Source organism: Roseivirga pacifica, assembly GCF_900111145.1.
GTDB classification, from domain to species: domain Bacteria; phylum Bacteroidota; class Bacteroidia; order Cytophagales; family Cyclobacteriaceae; genus Roseivirga; species Roseivirga pacifica.
In genome coordinates this window covers 586,410-602,065 of sequence record NZ_FOIR01000002.1, presented here as the reverse complement: position 1 = coordinate 602,065, position 15,656 = coordinate 586,410, and the positions used below count along the sequence as shown (strand labels likewise).

The 15,656-nt window shown below is 41.0% G+C and carries 15 protein-coding genes; 4 read left to right on the top strand and 11 right to left on the bottom strand.

Going from position 1 to position 15,656, the window contains the following annotated elements; genetic code table 11:
- Positions 1-44 precede the first annotated feature (44 nt).
- The 5 genes from rluF to BMW98_RS11400 all read right to left on the bottom strand — a co-directional run bounded on the left by rluF (position 45) and on the right by BMW98_RS11400 (position 3,579).
- Positions 45-776 carry a 23S rRNA pseudouridine(2604) synthase RluF gene (rluF, locus tag BMW98_RS11420; RefSeq protein ID WP_090258718.1) on the bottom strand — a complete coding sequence of 244 codons (732 nt, stop codon included), beginning with the start codon at positions 774-776 and terminating at the stop codon, positions 45-47.
- Between the two features lie 82 nt (positions 777-858).
- On the bottom strand, positions 859-1,215 hold the full coding sequence (locus BMW98_RS11415; protein ID WP_090258717.1) for a DUF4260 domain-containing protein: 357 nt from the start codon (positions 1,213-1,215) through the stop codon (positions 859-861).
- Between the two features lie 4 nt (positions 1,216-1,219).
- Entirely contained in the window at positions 1,220-2,143 is a 924-nt protein-coding gene (locus tag BMW98_RS11410) for a M43 family zinc metalloprotease (protein WP_162844738.1), read from the bottom strand.
- 88 nt (positions 2,144-2,231) lie between these two features.
- Positions 2,232-3,005 carry a glycerophosphodiester phosphodiesterase gene (locus BMW98_RS11405; protein WP_090258715.1) on the bottom strand — a complete coding sequence of 258 codons (774 nt, stop codon included), beginning with the start codon at positions 3,003-3,005 and terminating at the stop codon, positions 2,232-2,234.
- 181 nt (positions 3,006-3,186) lie between these two features.
- Positions 3,187-3,579, bottom strand: a complete 393-nt coding sequence (locus BMW98_RS11400) for a winged helix-turn-helix transcriptional regulator (RefSeq protein ID WP_090258714.1) — start codon at positions 3,577-3,579, stop codon at positions 3,187-3,189.
- A 105-nt stretch (positions 3,580-3,684) separates the two neighbouring features.
- On the opposite strand from BMW98_RS11400, the gene BMW98_RS11395 reads away from it, so the two are divergent.
- A complete protein-coding gene (locus BMW98_RS11395) occupies positions 3,685-4,266 on the top strand; it encodes an NAD(P)H-dependent oxidoreductase (protein WP_090258713.1) in 582 nt (193 codons plus the stop codon).
- A gap of 10 nt (positions 4,267-4,276) precedes the next feature.
- The gene (locus BMW98_RS11390; RefSeq protein ID WP_090258712.1) at positions 4,277-4,795 is read left to right on the top strand and encodes a peroxiredoxin-like family protein; all 519 of its coding nucleotides are present in this window, start codon (positions 4,277-4,279) and stop codon (positions 4,793-4,795) included.
- A gap of 300 nt (positions 4,796-5,095) precedes the next feature.
- Here BMW98_RS11390 and BMW98_RS11380 read toward each other — a convergent pair whose 3' ends face one another.
- Both BMW98_RS11380 and BMW98_RS11375 read right to left on the bottom strand, forming a co-directional pair.
- On the bottom strand, positions 5,096-5,710 hold the full coding sequence (locus BMW98_RS11380) for a hypothetical protein (protein WP_090258711.1): 615 nt from the start codon (positions 5,708-5,710) through the stop codon (positions 5,096-5,098).
- A gap of 1,124 nt (positions 5,711-6,834) precedes the next feature.
- A complete protein-coding gene (locus BMW98_RS11375; protein WP_090258710.1) occupies positions 6,835-8,448 on the bottom strand; it encodes an ABC-F family ATP-binding cassette domain-containing protein in 1,614 nt (537 codons plus the stop codon).
- A 190-nt stretch (positions 8,449-8,638) separates the two neighbouring features.
- Here BMW98_RS11375 and BMW98_RS11370 point away from each other — a divergent pair, with 190 nt between their 5' ends.
- The gene (locus BMW98_RS11370; protein WP_090258709.1) at positions 8,639-9,622 is read left to right on the top strand and encodes a substrate-binding periplasmic protein; all 984 of its coding nucleotides are present in this window, start codon (positions 8,639-8,641) and stop codon (positions 9,620-9,622) included.
- On the opposite strand, the gene BMW98_RS11365 is transcribed toward BMW98_RS11370, so the two are convergent.
- From BMW98_RS11365 to BMW98_RS11355, 3 genes are all read right to left on the bottom strand, one after another.
- Positions 9,597-10,493, bottom strand: coding sequence for a cation diffusion facilitator family transporter (locus BMW98_RS11365; protein WP_090258708.1), 897 nt, complete (start codon positions 10,491-10,493; stop codon positions 9,597-9,599). The genes BMW98_RS11370 and BMW98_RS11365 overlap by 26 nt on opposite strands.
- Positions 10,494-10,568: 75 nt before the next feature.
- A complete protein-coding gene (locus BMW98_RS11360; RefSeq protein WP_090258707.1) occupies positions 10,569-11,660 on the bottom strand; it encodes an acyltransferase family protein in 1,092 nt (363 codons plus the stop codon).
- 1 nt (position 11,661) lies between these two features.
- Positions 11,662-12,252 carry an ankyrin repeat domain-containing protein gene (locus tag BMW98_RS11355; RefSeq protein WP_090258706.1) on the bottom strand — a complete coding sequence of 197 codons (591 nt, stop codon included), beginning with the start codon at positions 12,250-12,252 and terminating at the stop codon, positions 11,662-11,664.
- Positions 12,253-12,512: 260 nt separating this feature from the next.
- On the opposite strand from BMW98_RS11355, the gene BMW98_RS11350 reads away from it, so the two are divergent.
- Positions 12,513-14,564 carry a helix-turn-helix domain-containing protein gene (locus BMW98_RS11350; protein WP_090258705.1) on the top strand — a complete coding sequence of 684 codons (2,052 nt, stop codon included), beginning with the start codon at positions 12,513-12,515 and terminating at the stop codon, positions 14,562-14,564.
- 36 nt (positions 14,565-14,600) lie between these two features.
- Here the strand turns inward: BMW98_RS11350 and BMW98_RS11345 are convergent, their stop codons facing one another.
- Positions 14,601-15,653, bottom strand: a complete 1,053-nt coding sequence (locus tag BMW98_RS11345) for a formylglycine-generating enzyme family protein (protein ID WP_090258704.1) — start codon at positions 15,651-15,653, stop codon at positions 14,601-14,603.
- Positions 15,654-15,656 lie beyond the last annotated feature (3 nt).

Here is a 15,656-nt window from a genome sequence, read left to right as displayed (position 1 = left end):
TTGAAGTCCGAGTGAAAGCTTGGACTTTTTTTGCCTTAGATAATTTACTCGTGCGTTTTAGCCGAATCGGAGACCAGGCGGTTGATTTCCTTCATTTCCTTGTCTGTAAGGTCGCGCCACTGGCCTACGGGAATATCCAACACCACATTCATAATGCGGATACGTTTTAGCTTGGTTACTCGGTAGTCCAAGTACTCGCACATTCTACGAATTTGTCGGTTTAAACCTTGCGTAAGCACAATTTTGAACTTATGAGAACTCAATTGTTCTACCTTACACTTGCGCGTTACGGTATCGAGTATTGGTACGCCATTGCTCATTCGTTCTATAAAATCTGGTCGAATGCGCTTGTTGACTGTTACAATGTATTCTTTCTCGTGGTGGTTGCGGGCGCGAAGAATCTTATTCACAATGTCGCCATCGTTGGTCAAAAAGATCAAGCCTTCACTGGGTTTATCTAAACGGCCAATGGGGAAGATGCGCTGTGGATGACCAATAAAGTCGATGATGTTATCTTTCTCTACACGGGTATCTGTAGTGCAAACAATGCCTATTGGCTTGTTAAAAGCAATGTAGACTGGTTTTTCTTTTGGCTCGGTAATCAACTTTCCATCTACATGCACCTGATCACCTGCCTGAATTTTAGTACCCATTTCAGGTACCTTGCCGTTAATTTTAACCCTGCCTTGTTCTATGAGCTTGTCGGCCGCTCTTCGAGAGCAATAACCAACTTCACTTAAGTATTTATTAATTCTTGTGCCTTGCTGTTCCGCCATTTCAGCCTGCAAGTTAGGGATAATATGAAAATGATGTAGGAAGTTTGCAACAGAGAGTTGCTTTAAAGACACCTTCTTTTGATTAGTTAGTTTCGTCCATCCACCCAAGGTGTGTATGCTTAAAGTGATCGGGGTATTTTAGGCCGTAACCAAACATTCTGTCCATGCTGGCATGACCGAACAGTATAATTCCTGCTAATTCCAGAGCTGAATTGCCCATATACCAGCCAAGGCAAAGTACAGCAATGGCCACAGCTTTATGGTGAAATAAGTTATAGGTAAAGGCACCAACCTTGGTGCTTATAGCATAACCAATCATGCCAATATCTGGTGTTAGGATTAAAGCCAAGTACCACCACCAGGCAAAGTCGGTTTGATTGAATAAGTAAATGGAAAGGCCAAACATGGCCAATTCTTCAAGCTTTAGACTGGTTTTCATAATACTAGGGTCTGCTCACAACGTTTGAAGTTGTCAATGTCTTTCTTCTTTCTGCATTTTCCAAAACATACCGCATTCTGGCAATCTGACCTTTTGTAAATACATTCATGCAGTTGTCAGTAGTAAGGTTCATGTAGTTCTTGGCTGGCGCTTCTTGTCCGTCACAAGCCAGTGGTATATTTCCATTGCAATGGCCTATGGATGCGCTTACAAATGGAGTGTCTTCTACAAAGTCGTCAAACTCAAAACAGTCTTTTCCTTCAAATGTATTGCCCCATATGTGGAGTAGCCCAAGAAAATGCCCCATTTCATGCGTCAGCGTTTTGCCAAGATTTACAGTGCCATCCACAGTTGAGAAGCCAAAGTGGAAGGTGTTGATCATTACACCATCGCCAACGGTTTTAAGCGGCTCTTCCAAGCCTGGTAAGTTAGTGGTTGGTAATGAAGCACGCCCAGCAAGCGTGTTTGGCGGTAATCCACCATAAACCCATATGTTAATATACTTTTCGGGATTCCAATTGGCTAGCACAGGTAGTCTATCAAATAAATCAGTATACGCTGTCTTGTTTGGAAATACATCCGAATAGTTTACCCGGTTTATACCATTTGTTGGCTTACCATCAGGGTCTGCTTCAGCTAATTTAAATTGAATGAAAGCATCATCACTAATAGGAGAGTCGTTTTCTCCCAATGTGCCTTTCCTTCTTCTAAAGTCATTGTTAAGCCCGTCAACTTGCTCAAGAATTTTTATTTCGGCCAAGTTAATGCTGTCGCCAACCGACTGACCATTATGAATAATGTGTATAACTATCGGTAAGGTGTAAAGGGCAGGGGTGTCATTATCTGGGGCATCTGGCTGGTTTTCAGGTTCTTTTGAACAGGCAAAAAGGAGTAGGAATGATGCCAGAATGTAGAGTGTTTTTTTCATCTGAGTTTGACCAATTAGAAAGTGACTACCACGCATACGGAGTAGTCACTATCAAGTTCTCAGAAAATACATTATTTAGCCAGATGGCCTATTTTAAGAGCTTTTCAACTCTATCAGGGTGGTTGGAGATTATGCCATCAATGCCCAATTCGAGCAGTTCTTTCATGGTTGGTTCATCGTCTACCGTGTATCGCCAAACCTTTATGCCTTGTGTATGTGCTTTTGCCAAAAACTCTTTGGTTAACTTAGTTCCTCCACCTACACCAATGTAGCGCGCATCAATTACTTTGGCGTGATCAAGCGTAAATTCATCTGCTGAACCCTTGAGGTAGAGAATAGGAATGCTTTCGTCCATCTTTCTGATTTTGGCGAGTACCGGATAGTGGAATGAGAATATGATCACTTGGTCGTTCATCCCCAATTTATTAATGGTGCGCATTACCTGCTCTTCGGTACCAAAAGCCTTAATTTCCACACAAACCTTTATTTTGTCTTTGGCTAAGGCCAATGCCTCGTGTAAGGTTGGAATACTTTCGTTTTTAAAGTCATCATCAAACTTATCGGTATAGCCAGCTTTCACCTGACGAACTTCAGCAAAAGTCATATCGGCAATTTTCCCTGTTTTACCGTTTGACGATGTTCTGTCTACCGAGCTATCGTGGATCACAACCACCGAGTCATCCATGGTTATGTGTACATCTAGCTCAAAGAATTCAACTTTGTGATCTATGGCTTTTTGAAATGCTGACAAAGTATTTTCTGGAGCGATACCTGAAAAACCACGATGTGCAATTACTTTGGTTTGTGCCACGGCCGTGCTATAAATGGCGAATGAGATGAGTAGTATAAAGGTTCTTTTCATGGGGTTGAGTTGAAAAGCCCAAAAGTACTGAATTTAAGAAGAGAGATAATGGGAGGGAGATTATGGTTTTGTTAGGAGGGAACGGTTAGTATATGAAAAGTAGCGGATTCTCACGCACTAGCTTTTCGGATTATAACAGACTTTTGATTTATTCATTTTTTTCGTTTAAGCGATTAAACCGCTATTTTTTAAGTATGTTGTTGTACGCTGACTTTTCTTTTTCGACAATTCTACATTCTTCAAATTTCATTTCAGGATAAGCTTCGTTAGCCCAATCGCTTAACATTCTTAAAGCTGGCAAAAGTCCAACTGCTTTTTCAGTTAATGAATATTCAACTCTTGGTGGAATTTCAGCAAAAGATTGTCTTAAAAGCAAGCCATCGTTCTCTAATTCTTTCAGCTGATTAGTTAACACCTTTTTTGAGATTGTAGGTATAAGAGTATTCAGCATTCCAAATCGAATAGAACCACTTGATAATAAGTATAGAATAATCGGTTTCCATTTATTGCCAATGATGTTCATTGTATGCACAAGGGAACAAGTGTTCGGGTTGTCTATATATTTTCTCGCCATTAGTTACTTTTTAGTTACCACTATTTTTTCCGAATGGAAGTATAATAGTTTCATTTTTAAACTGACATTAGTTTTTTTGTGAAACAAATGTAGTTAAAATTTAGAATGAAAAATATTTTTATCATCAACGGTCATCAGAAATACCCATTTTCTGAAGGAAAATTAAACGCGGCTTTAACTGAAAAAGCTGAGAATTATTTTAAGAGCAATGGTTACAATGTCAAGAAGACCACAATGGAAGACAATTATGATGTCAATGAAGAAATTGAAAAATTCAAATGGGCAGATGTGGTCTTTTTTCAAACACCATTGAACTGGATGGGTGTAAGTTGGTCGTTTAAAAAATACATCGATGAGGTATTTTCTATGGGTATGATGGGAGAAATGTCAAACGGTGATGGCAGAAGTCCAGAAGCGCCCAAGAAGAATTACGGATTAGGTGGAAAGCTAAAAGGAAAGTATATGATGTCAGTAACGGCTAATGCACCAAAAGAAGCTTTCAATAACCCAGAGGAAGTTTTTTTTAATGGAATAAGCGAAGATGACCTTTTAAAACCGATGCATCTTAATTTTAAGTGGTTTGGTTTTGAGCCATTACCAACTTTTATGGCATATGATGTAATGAAAAACCCAGAAGTAGAGAATGATTTTAATCGTTTTGAAAATCACTTGAAAGCAAACTTTTAAAATATTTGTTATGAATAGACCAACACCAAAACATACAGCGCCAGATTTACAGTTTCCATTATTAGATGGAAATCAATGGAATTTGGCAGACCAAAAACCAGATAACTTTACTTTGGTTGTTTTTTACCGAGGCTTACATTGTCCATTGTGCAAGAAATACTTACAACAATTACAGGAATTGCTACCCGAATTCGAGCAGAGAGGTGTTAATGTCGTAGCCGTGAGTATGGATACTGAAAAGAGAGCAAGACTTTCTCGTCAAAATTGGGCATTGTCTAACCTTACTTTGGGCTATGGTTTAACTGAAAAATCAGCAAGAGATTGGGCTTTATATTTAAGCTCTGGTGTAAAAGATGGTGAGCCAAGTGAGTTTAGTGAACCAGGGTTGTTTTTAATTGACAATAGTAATCAAGTTTATTATTCGGCTATAAACAGTAACCCTTGGGGAAGACCATATCTTCCTTCTTTTGTAAAAGCGGTAGATTACATCGTTCAGTCAGGTTATCCTGCACGGGGTGAAATGCTATAAATCTGTCATATGGATATAATTACATAAGAAAGATTGATAAAATTGGTCAGATTGGGGGAATCGAATAATGGTGACCAAAAGGAAAGCATTTCAAGAGGATGTATTAGTAGCAGAAGGAAAAGGTGTTTATAATTTTATTCGAGCGTGATTTTCAGCTTGTGTACAACGGTCTCGTCTATGAGTAGTTGCGTGGTTTAGCACTAAACTAAGCAAGTAGACGCCAAACTGGAAATCCGCGAGGGTTTTTCAGAAGTAGACGAGAACAGGCAATTACTTATAGCCATTGTTGTGGATAGTTTTTCATTCCGCTATATCTATTATCATACCTTTGCGTGTTAACCTATAATTTGAGTTTGTTTTTATCAGACTTTTGTCTTTAATCAATGCTGTCAATTCAGTTTCTTGAATTCCATTAACGCTTACTATTCCATTTGTTCTGAATTCGCTTCTAATCTTCATTAAGGCATCTAACATTTTATCATTGAAATAAGCGTTTCCACACACGTAAACCTTTTTATTTTTTTCAATCACGGATTCCAACTTCCTTTGAAACCGAACTAAATTCAAAATTATTCGATGCAGCTTTGAAGCTTTATAGTGTAATTTTATTTGTTTTCCATTGTAATCTAATATAACAGGATTCAGACCGCTTTCAATTGGTTTACTTTCATATTCTTCAATTAGAAAATCCAAGTCTTTTTTTATTCCATCTGCCAGCATTTTTATTCCGTCCATTGGAATTTCATTGTCAGAGAAAGCATTGAATTTGGTGTCGAATTTATGTTCGATTTTCAGCGTGTGATTTCGTAAAAAAGTATAGATGTCAGAAGATTCATTCCAGAATATTCTATTTTCATCCCATTTAGAATGAAATTTATCATTCTCTAATATCTGTATGTAAATGCCTCTGTTCATTTCAAATTATACACAACGTTGTATATAAGTCACATTTATGTCTGATAGCACTCGAAATCAGTTGCTAACAGTCATAAATCAGTTTTTCAGAAAAGCACAGGAGTATTAATAGAACGGTGTGTGTTTTCCTTTTTTCAAGAAAGAGATTTGCTGGCGTATTTGCAAGAGAGGCTAGTGTTGGAGGTTGCCAGGGGATGAAGTTGGGGTGTGATGAATAAGTGGTAGAGTCAGCGGTCTGATTACTTTGAACTGAACCCCGTTTCCGCTTAACCGATACACTGATAACTAATTTCTGATTTTCTGTTCCACTGATAACCAGCAAAGGTGCAATATGCTGGGGATTCTTTCGGTCACTCCTTCGCCTAATGGCTTATGAATTTCCTCAGAATGACGGTGTAAGTGGGGCTTTGCGGTTCTCTGACTTTGAACCATTAACTATGAACTAAAACAGACTCAATCACTTCCTGAAGAATCGGGTGAGATGTTACTGTTTTCTGATTAGCTGATAGTAGCTACTTGGCCGACCCTTCGACTGCGTTCAGGGTGAAAAAGAGAGCAGCTAGACCTAGCACAGGCCTTAAGCCTTCCCACTCGGGGGAAGGTTGGGATGGGGGCTTTTGAGTCATTGATTGTTTCCCTATGAACGGATATACTGATAACTAATTTCTGATTTCCTGCTCCACTGATAACCAGTATGGGGGCAATATGTTGTGGATTCTTTCGGTCATTCATTCGCCTAATGGCTCATGAATTCCCTCAGAATGACGGTGTACATGGGGTTTTGCGGTTCTCTGACTTTGAATTACGAACCATGAATGATGAACAGCAGAACTGTTTTCTGATCAACGGATATACTGACAACTAAAATGTTGGGCAGGCCTCTCCACTACGGTCGAGGAGAAAAGAGAGCGGCAAAGGTTAGCACATTGTTTTCCGATTAACGGACAACTGGTCCACGAATAACCAATTACCTAATTCCCCAATTAACTAGTCAGATGCAAGGTCGTTGGGGATGCTGAAGCAAGTTCAGCATGGCGCGGTGTGTTTGGCTTTTGCAGTAGGCCCAACTATGTACAATGAATTCGGAACCTGCCCCGAGTAATCGGGGCAGGTTCCATTAATAACTAGTAAATTTCTTCACGCTGTGCCATCCACTCATCATTCTCGATGTATTCATCGTAAGTGCTGAGCTTGTCTAGATAGCCTTTTGGTCCAATTTCTAGGATACGATTGGCTACAGTATTGGTGAATTCGTGGTCATGAGAGGTGAAGAGCACAGTACCTGGGAAGTCCTTCAAAGCATTGTTAAACGCCTGAATAGACTCAAGGTCCAAGTGGTTGGTTGGCTCATCAATAATCAACAGATTACCTTGCGCTAGCATCATTCGCGACAGCATACAACGCACTTTTTCACCACCAGAAAGTACATTGGCTTTCTTGAATACTTCCTCACCAGAGAAAAGCATTTTACCCAAGAAACCACGAATAAATACCTCGTCTTTTTCACCATCAGAGAATTGGCGCAACCAGTCGATTAGGTTTTCATCTGTGTCGAAGTATTCTGCATTATCGTTTGGCAAGTAAGCAGTTGTAATGGTTTGACCGAACTTGAACTCACCAGTTTTTGGCTTCAGTTCGTCCATTAAAATTTTAAAGAAGCTCGTAGTTGCCAAGCCGTCTTTGCTCAATACAGCAATTTTATCACCTCTGTTTACAAAAAGATCAAGGCCAGAGAACAAAGTTTTCTCGCTATTCACATACGAAAGCTCTTTGATCTCCAAAATCTGATCGCCCGCTTGTCGCTCTTGTTGGAAGATGATAGCTGGGTAACGTCTGGTAGAAGGCTGAATGTCTTCTACATTGATTTTGTCTAAAAGCTTACGTCTACTGGTTGCTTGCTTCGATTTGGAAGCATTTGCAGAGAAACGCGCAATAAACTCTTGAAGCTCTTTCTTTTTCTCTTCGGCCTTTTTGTTGGCAGAAGATCTTTGTGATAAAGCCAACTGGCTCGATTGGTACCAGAAGCTGTAGTTACCGGTGAATAACTTCACCTGACCAAAGTCAATATCTACAATGTTGGTACAAATAGTATCTAAGAAGTGACGGTCGTGAGATACAACGATCACTGTGTTTTTAAACTCCAAAAGGAAGTCTTCAAGCCAACCAATGGTCGTAAGGTCCAAGTCGTTGGTAGGCTCATCCAGAATAAGAATATCTGGGTTACCGAAAAGTGCTTGTGCCAATAGCACACGTACTTTTTGGCTACCGTTAAGATCTTTCAGTAAGTTGTAGTGCAAGTCTTCGGTAATGCCAAGGCCACTCAATAGGGCAGCAGCATCCGATTCTGCATTCCAGCCATCCATTTCAGCAAACTGTGCCTCAAGCTCCGATGCTTTAATACCATCTTCTTCGCTAAAGTCAGGCTTCATGTAGATCGCATCTTTTTCCTTCATAATGCTCCACAACACAGTGTGGCCCATCATCACGGTGTCCAGCACTGTGTTTTCGTCAAACTCATGGTGGTTCTGCTTAAGTACCGCCATGCGTTTGCCCGGCTCCATGGTAACCTTACCAGAGTTAGGGTCAACATCGCCCGATAAAATTTTAAGGAAAGTAGATTTTCCGGCACCATTGGCACCAATTACACCATAACAGTTATTACCCTGAAATTTGATGTTTACCTCATCAAAGAGTACTCTTTTACCAAATGCTAGGGATACGTTTTGTGCTGCGATCATATGCTTGCTCTTTCAGGCCGCAAAGGTAAGGTTTTGAATTCCTAGTTCAATGGTTTTGAGGCTTTAAGTTGAAAAGGTGGTGTAATAGTAATTAGAGAGGGTTCATGAGTAGTTTAAATCGCTTAATGAAGCTTAACTTCTAGCCGCACAAACCTATTTTTTGCTATCTTATCCATGAATTTTGACAATTATGAGAAAACTCTTCACCGCTTTATTATACTGCTTTGTTGTTAATACCGGCATTTCGCAAGAAACTACACTAAAACTGGCTTCAGATGTTTGGCCGCCATTTACCAATGTGGCCGAAAAAGGTGGGCTTGCTCAGGATTTGGTGAATTTTGCCCTTAAGCGTTCGGGGATAAATATGGAGTCGGATATTATGTCTTTTGACGCTGTGATTTCGGGAATAAAAAGCGATGAAATTGATGGCAGTACCGCTCTATGGATGAGCGAAGACCGCAAAGCATACTTACTGTTCTCAAAGGCTTATTTGTACAATCAACTGGTGTTGGTAGCTAAGAAGGGAGAGGACGTTTCTGCCAAATCATTAGCCGACCTAAAAGGAAAGTCGGTCGGGATTGTAGGTAGCTATGCGTATGGTGGTACTTATTCTGACCCAGATGGCGTGACTTACGTGCGTGGAAATAACGATCAAGAGAATTTAGAAAAGTTGCTAAATGATGAAGTGGATTACATTTTGGTTGATGCGCTATTGGCGCAGCATGCCAAAGTGCATCAACCAAAAGCGGTGACTGAATCTTTGGAGATTGGCACTAACCCAATGCTTGTTCAGAGTTTACACTTTGGTGTGAGAAAGAGTCACCCGCAAGCCCAGCAGATTATTGCAGGCTTTAATCGTGAGATTGATAAAATGCTTGCAGATGGTAGTTATAGTAAGATTCTTCAACTTACATGGATTAAGGCTGATATGGATGGAGATGGCGTGCAGGAGCTTGTTCTAAATGGTAACAAAGCGGGTAAAATAGCCCCAAGTAGTGCTTATGCTATTCAACCGAATCAGCAGCACGATACAATCCCTACCAATCGCTTCTATATTGATGGAAAGCTTTATGAAGGCTGGGATAACGTGCCAAACTATTACAAAGAGGCTCCGCCAACTGTACAGCAAATGGAGTCTGTTAACCTATTTAATATTCCTCTGAAGAAGAACTAGCCATTTCTTCAGGCTCAATGTGAATAAGCACATCATCAATTTCAGGCAGTTTTTCCAATAGGGTGTCTTTAAGGTCGTGCGCCAGTTTGTGGCCATCTCGCACAGGGATATCGCCATTTACAATGGCATGTAAGTCTACAAAATAGCGCATCCCTGATTTTCGGATGTAGCACTTTTCAGTGTCCAGTATGCCTTCAACGGTTACTGAAATTGATCTTATTTCTGCAATTAGGTCTTCGTAAAGGTGTTCATCCATTACCTCGCCAAGTGCTGGCCTAAATATTCTGTAACTGTTGTAAAGAATGATTCCTGTAGCGAAAAGCGCGGCCCAGTCATCGGCAGTTTCGTAGCCGGGACCAAATACCACGGCAATGCCAATGCCTAAAAAGGCTGCGCCAGAGGTAAGCGCATCACTACGGTGATGCCATGCATCGGCTTTAAGAGAAGAACTATTAGTTTCATTACTCTTTTTGCTCACCAGTCGGTAGGAGAGTTCCTTCCAAACAATGATGCCGCCAATTACGATAAGCGTCCACGGTTTTGGCGATTTATGAGGTGTAATAATGTGCTGAATGCTCTCATAACCAATTATTATGGCAGAGATAATCAAAAAACCAACGACTAAAAATGTAACCAGTGGTTCAATTCTACCATGACCATAAGGGTGATTTTCATCTGCTGGTTTCTTAGCATATTTTAGTCCGAGTAGTACAATGAGTGATGAAAATATATCGGCTGTAGATTCAATCGCATCTGCGATTAATGCGTAAGAATGCCCAAATATGCCAGCTAAAGCTTTGATTATGGCCAAACCCAAATTGCCAAATATGCTGAAGTAGGAGGTCTTTATGGTTTCTTGGTGTTGACTCATGTTTGTGCTGGTAAAAGTACTTAAGAATACGTTACTCCAAGCATTCAGTTAGCCAATAAAGCAAAAGACCTTGGGTTAAACTCCCAAGGCCTTTTCAGTGGTGGTATGTGTTTGTTTAGTTTCAATTTTCAGCCCAAACAAAGGGCGTAAAAAGTTGATTCTTTTAATGAGTTCATAGCAAAGAAAACAACCCACTGTAGTGAGTAGTATCACTAATACTAGTTTAAGACCAACACTTAAATTGAGCGGAAAAATGAGGTAATAAGCTCCGTATAAAAATGCCATATGGACAATATAAACCGGATAAACCGCTTGACTCATATAACTAAGTGCTTTGCTTGGTTTATTTAAGTGTTTATAAGCAAAACCAAATGCACTAAACACCCAAATACAAGATTCAGTAGCCATTAAATAGTTTGGTGCTACCATGTTGCTTTCAAAGTACCTGTAAAGGTAAAGTCCTAGGCCTGCAGCTAGAAAAATCCATCGCCAATGAAGCACCTTGTCCCAAAAGTAACTACCGCTGTAAACAAAGCAGAAACCAAGGAAAAAGGCCAAAAAGCCGAGGACATAGCCATGCAAGGTTTGTGCATACAGTTCAAAAGGAATTGGCTTTACAATTAGGGCTTCGGCTACCATTAGGGCTATGGCAATTAGAAAACCGAAGGGAGAACCAAAGATTTTCTTAATAACATTTGACAGCCTTCCGTCTTCGTGCTTTTTAAGAAAGTAGAAGAGTGGGAGTAATAGCAGAACATAGCTAAAAATATTACCCAAAAACCAAAGGTGCCCAGCATTGGCCACATAGCTTACCGGTTGTTCATAATATTTCATGATAAGCAACACATGTATGGGTACTATGGCCACCATTCCGAATAAGAATGGTACTAGAATGCGCTTTGTCCTTTCTATTAGTAGTTGTTTCCAGCTTCTTTTTCTTAGTGCGAAGAATACACCCATTCCTGACACAAAGAATAGTAGTGGAATTCTCCATACGTTGAGCATCGTCATGGGTACCCAAAGGCTTGGCATAGACTGATCGTTTTGAATAAAACCGATAAGCAGACCCCAAGGTTGAAAACCAATGGCAATGTGGTAGATGAGCAATAGCCAAATGGCTATTACTCTCAACCAATCAATGTCGTATCTTCTGTTGTTAACCGACATCTTACTTAAGCATTTTAGCTACCTCAGGACGTGATTTTTCTATGCGCGCCATATCGAGTGTTAGGCCCATTGGTGCCAACTGTTGACCCATCATTTTATACACTGGCTCAACTTGATCGAATGGAATTACAACCGACTCGTAAGCAGTAGTATTAAAATTGTTTTTGATGCTTTGGTCTGCTCCAGCATCAATCAGGGCTTTCAGAATATCCAACCGACAAAAGAATGCAGCGGTGTGCAAGGCTGTGGAGCCTTCGTTGTTCTTCATGTTAAGGTTGGCTCCGGCCTTGATCAATGTAAGCGCCATCTCTGTTTTGTCAAATACCGTAGCAATGATCAAAGGAGATGAACCACCGAATGGATCCTTTTTATTAAGGTCTGTTCCGGCATCAATGTGCTGCTGTAGCGCTTCAGAGTTACCGGAAATTACGGCATCGTGAATACTGATTTTTGGCGCTTTTACTTTTGCAGTAGTAGCGGCTTTTCCGCCTTCTTCAGTGCCGCTGTTTTTTTGTCCGCAGGCGCTCAGCGCAACTAACATTATTAATGTAGCTGCTAATAATCTGGTTGATTTGATAACTTGATTTTTCATGATTTTAATGATTTGTGTTTTTGACTTCGTTTCGATGTTACAAAGGTGGCAAAGAGGGGCATGCACCGTGTATTAGCTATGGTTCGGATGATATCAAGTTTCGAAATGCGGCTAAAAACTATGACGCATTAGTATAAATTATGATGCACACCCTGCTTCAATGGCTCAGAAACAAGCATTTTGACAATGTTGTGACTTACCTGAATATTTAGCTTTTTTGTGTTTGATATAATTACTTCTTCAATTTATTGAGCCACGGAATGCCTAAGGAAAACGACTTTCTAAATCAGCTGAAAAGCACCATTGAACAGCGCATGTCCGATGAAAGCTTTGGCGTGACCGAACTGGCAGAAGAGATTGGAATGAGTCGTTCGAATTTGCTTCGAAGAATTAAAAAACTCACCGGGCAATCGGTTAGTCAATTTATTCGTGAGGTAAGGTTGGCCAAAGCGATGGAGCTACTTCACCAAGGTTCCTTGAATGTGTCGGAAGTGGCGTTTCAGGTTGGCTTTTCAAGTGTCTCTTACTTTGTGAAATGCTTCCGTGAAACTTACGGTTACCCTCCAGGTGAAGCTTCTAAACAGGTTGAGGAAGAGATAGATTCAGTTACAGCTGAGCCCCTTGAAAAGAGGCAATCAAACCGAAAGCTCATTGGTGCTTTGGTGGCGGTAGTACTGGTTTTAGCCGTGGCTGCTTTCGCTTTTATGGGGGGCGACAGATTAGAAGATGCCTCAATAGAGAAGTCGATTGCTGTGTTGCCATTCAAAAACGACAGTGACGATAAGTCCAATGTCTATCTCATTAATGGGTTGATGGAATCCACACTAATCAACTTGCAAAAGATTGGCGCGCTCAAGGTCATTAGCAGAACATCAGTTGAGCAGTACAGGGATTCGCCAAAGGCCATACCCGAAATAGCCGATGAACTGGATGTGAACTACTTTGTAGAGGGCAGTGGCCAGAAAATTGGTGATAGAATAATGTTGAACATTCAGTTGATTGAAGCAGCTACCGATCAGCAACTTTGGGCAGCGCAATACGAACGAGATGCTAAAGATATTTTCAAGCTGCAGCAAGAAATAGCCAGCAACATTGCGAATGAGATTAAGGCCATAATCACCCCGACCGAGCGCAAACAAATCATCAAAGTGCCTACAGATAACTTGTTGGCTTATGACAATTACCTAAAGGGAAGAAATCTTTTACAGATTGGTAATTTGGAAAGGATAGAAGAGGCAATTCCATACTTTGAGAGAGCCATTAGACTTGACGACTCTTTTGCGGCAGCCTACGCTAGTTTGGCCTTTTCTTATTATTATTTGGAGCTTTTTCAGTCAGATAGAAAGCATGTAAAAGCCATGAATGAAATGGCTCAGAAAGCCATGGCGTTAGACCCTGAGTTACCAGAAAGCCATGTCGCAATGGCTTTGTGCGAAAAGGAAAAGGCCAACTTTGATGCAGTGATTCCTTATTTAGAGCGCGCTTTGGAGCTAAGGCCTAACTCTGCTGAAGTTATTAACCTGCTTTCGGATATGTACGCCAACTATACGCCCAACACCGAAAAGTATTTGGAGTATGCTCTGAAGGGAGTTCAGTTGAGTAGAGTGGAGAATGACTCCATTACCACCAGTTACATTTACTTGCACCTGAGCAACGCGTTGATCCAGTCTGGCTTTGTAGAAGAGTCTATTTATTATGTGAATCGATCGATTGATTATTATGCTTACAATGGTTACTCGCAATACGTAAAGGCCTTTATGCTTTATGCCAGAGACAAGGATGAGGACATGTTGAGAGGCCGTCTGATTACTGAATGGGAGAAGGACAGTGCACGCATTGATATTCTACAAGAGATAGGAAAGGTGAGCTTCTTTATGCGTGATTATGAAACGGCTTATCATTATTACGATCTACTTTTAAATCAGCTTGCTGAACGAAACTTAGACGTGTTTCAGTACGAATTTCTAAAGGTTGGAATGGTGTATGAAGCGATGGGCGAAGAGGAAAAGGGGCAAGAGCTTATTCAGGAGTATTACGACTACGTAAGTCAAGATGAAACCTATTACAGAGATATTTTTCTGTACGTCTATTACGCTTATAAAGGAGAGGCTGAGCCTGCCGTTGAGCATTTAAAGGCCTTTTCGGAACAAGATAGCTTTCAGTTTTGGCTAGTGTTGTTTGATAATGACCCGAGTACCGATGCCCTAAATGGTAATCCTGAGGTAACCGCACTTTGGAAGAAAATAACCGATAAGTTTTGGGATAATCACGAGCGTCTAAAAACCGATCTAAAAGAAAAAGGGTTGATTTAACACTAAATCAACCCTTTTTCCATTATGTACTTGCATCTACTGAGCGCTTCTTACAAGTCTAAACCCTAAATGTTCCTGCCCTGAGTCGTATGCCGTAGCCATTCGCGCACTTGGTCTATAATTGCTACAATACTGATCGCTGCAAAGGAACGAGCCGCCTTTAGTTACGCGCTTGGGTGTCATAGGGTCGTTAGGGTCGTAACTTCTTGGTGGACCGACTGGGTTTACTCGGGCTTTCTCGTTTTGTGCTTGGCTGTTTCTTACGTGCGTGTCGGGGCGATACCAATCGCTAGTCCACTCCCAAACATTTCCAATCATGTCGTACAAGCCATAAGCGTTGGCAGGGTAAGATTTTACAGGTGCAGATTTTTCAAAGCCGTCTTTCGGCATGTTGTTATACGGAAAGCCTCCTTGAAAAAAGTTGGCCAGGTACTTTCCTTCTGGCGTTAGTTCTTCTCCCCATTGAAATGATTGGTGTTTACCGCCTCTTGCAGCTACTTCCCATTCAATTTCTGTAGGTAGCCTTTTACCCGCCCAGTTGGCATATGCCACTGCGTCTTCGTAAGCTATGTGTACCACAGGATGGTTGTCTTTTCCATCAATATTACTTTCTGGCCCATATGGATGCTGCCAGTCACTACCGATTGACCATGCCCACCACTGCGACAAATCGTACAAGTTAGCTACTTCAGAAGGGTGAAAGATGAGCGAGCCGGGTTGCAGTAATGAATCTGCCGGTTTAGGAGTGCTAGGGGGCACTTGCTTCTTCAATTCCTCCCAGTCTACTGGGCGTTCTGCCACGGTTTTGTAGCCAGTTGCTTCAACAAACTTCCGGAATTGAGCATTGGTGACCTCCGTTTCGTCCATCCAAAAGCCACTAACTTTAACCTCGTAAGCTGGGCCTTCACTTCGGTTGGCATGTTCATCTTGGCTGCCAACTGTATAGCTACCGCCTGGCACCCAAACCATACCGGCAGGTGCTTGAGTAGGTGGCTGTTCTTGTTTGTTTTCTTTTTTGCCAGCACAAGAAATGCCAGTTATTAATAATGAAAGAAGGAATGCTTTATAATAGAAGGGGGTACTTCGCATGTT

What these genes read in the sequence shown, in the direction of transcription:
- rluF (WP_090258718.1), bottom strand. Translation starts at nt 776, where the DNA reads ATGGCGGAACAGCAAGGCACAAGAATTAATAAATACTTAAGTGAAGTT.
- BMW98_RS11415 (WP_090258717.1), bottom strand. Translation starts at nt 1,215, where the DNA reads ATGAAAACCAGTCTAAAGCTTGAAGAATTGGCCATGTTTGGCCTTTCC.
- BMW98_RS11410 (WP_162844738.1), bottom strand. Translation starts at nt 2,143, where the DNA reads ATGAAAAAAACACTCTACATTCTGGCATCATTCCTACTCCTTTTTGCC.
- BMW98_RS11405 (WP_090258715.1), bottom strand. Translation starts at nt 3,005, where the DNA reads ATGAAAAGAACCTTTATACTACTCATCTCATTCGCCATTTATAGCACG.
- BMW98_RS11400 (WP_090258714.1), bottom strand. Translation starts at nt 3,579, where the DNA reads ATGGCGAGAAAATATATAGACAACCCGAACACTTGTTCCCTTGTGCAT.
- BMW98_RS11395 (WP_090258713.1), top strand. Translation starts at nt 3,685, where the DNA reads ATGAAAAATATTTTTATCATCAACGGTCATCAGAAATACCCATTTTCT.
- BMW98_RS11390 (WP_090258712.1), top strand. Translation starts at nt 4,277, where the DNA reads ATGAATAGACCAACACCAAAACATACAGCGCCAGATTTACAGTTTCCA.
- BMW98_RS11380 (WP_090258711.1), bottom strand. Translation starts at nt 5,710, where the DNA reads ATGAACAGAGGCATTTACATACAGATATTAGAGAATGATAAATTTCAT.
- BMW98_RS11375 (WP_090258710.1), bottom strand. Translation starts at nt 8,448, where the DNA reads ATGATCGCAGCACAAAACGTATCCCTAGCATTTGGTAAAAGAGTACTC.
- BMW98_RS11370 (WP_090258709.1), top strand. Translation starts at nt 8,639, where the DNA reads ATGAGAAAACTCTTCACCGCTTTATTATACTGCTTTGTTGTTAATACC.
- BMW98_RS11365 (WP_090258708.1), bottom strand. Translation starts at nt 10,493, where the DNA reads ATGAGTCAACACCAAGAAACCATAAAGACCTCCTACTTCAGCATATTT.
- BMW98_RS11360 (WP_090258707.1), bottom strand. Translation starts at nt 11,660, where the DNA reads ATGTCGGTTAACAACAGAAGATACGACATTGATTGGTTGAGAGTAATA.
- BMW98_RS11355 (WP_090258706.1), bottom strand. Translation starts at nt 12,252, where the DNA reads ATGAAAAATCAAGTTATCAAATCAACCAGATTATTAGCAGCTACATTA.
- BMW98_RS11350 (WP_090258705.1), top strand. Translation starts at nt 12,513, where the DNA reads ATGCCTAAGGAAAACGACTTTCTAAATCAGCTGAAAAGCACCATTGAA.
- BMW98_RS11345 (WP_090258704.1), bottom strand. Translation starts at nt 15,653, where the DNA reads ATGCGAAGTACCCCCTTCTATTATAAAGCATTCCTTCTTTCATTATTA.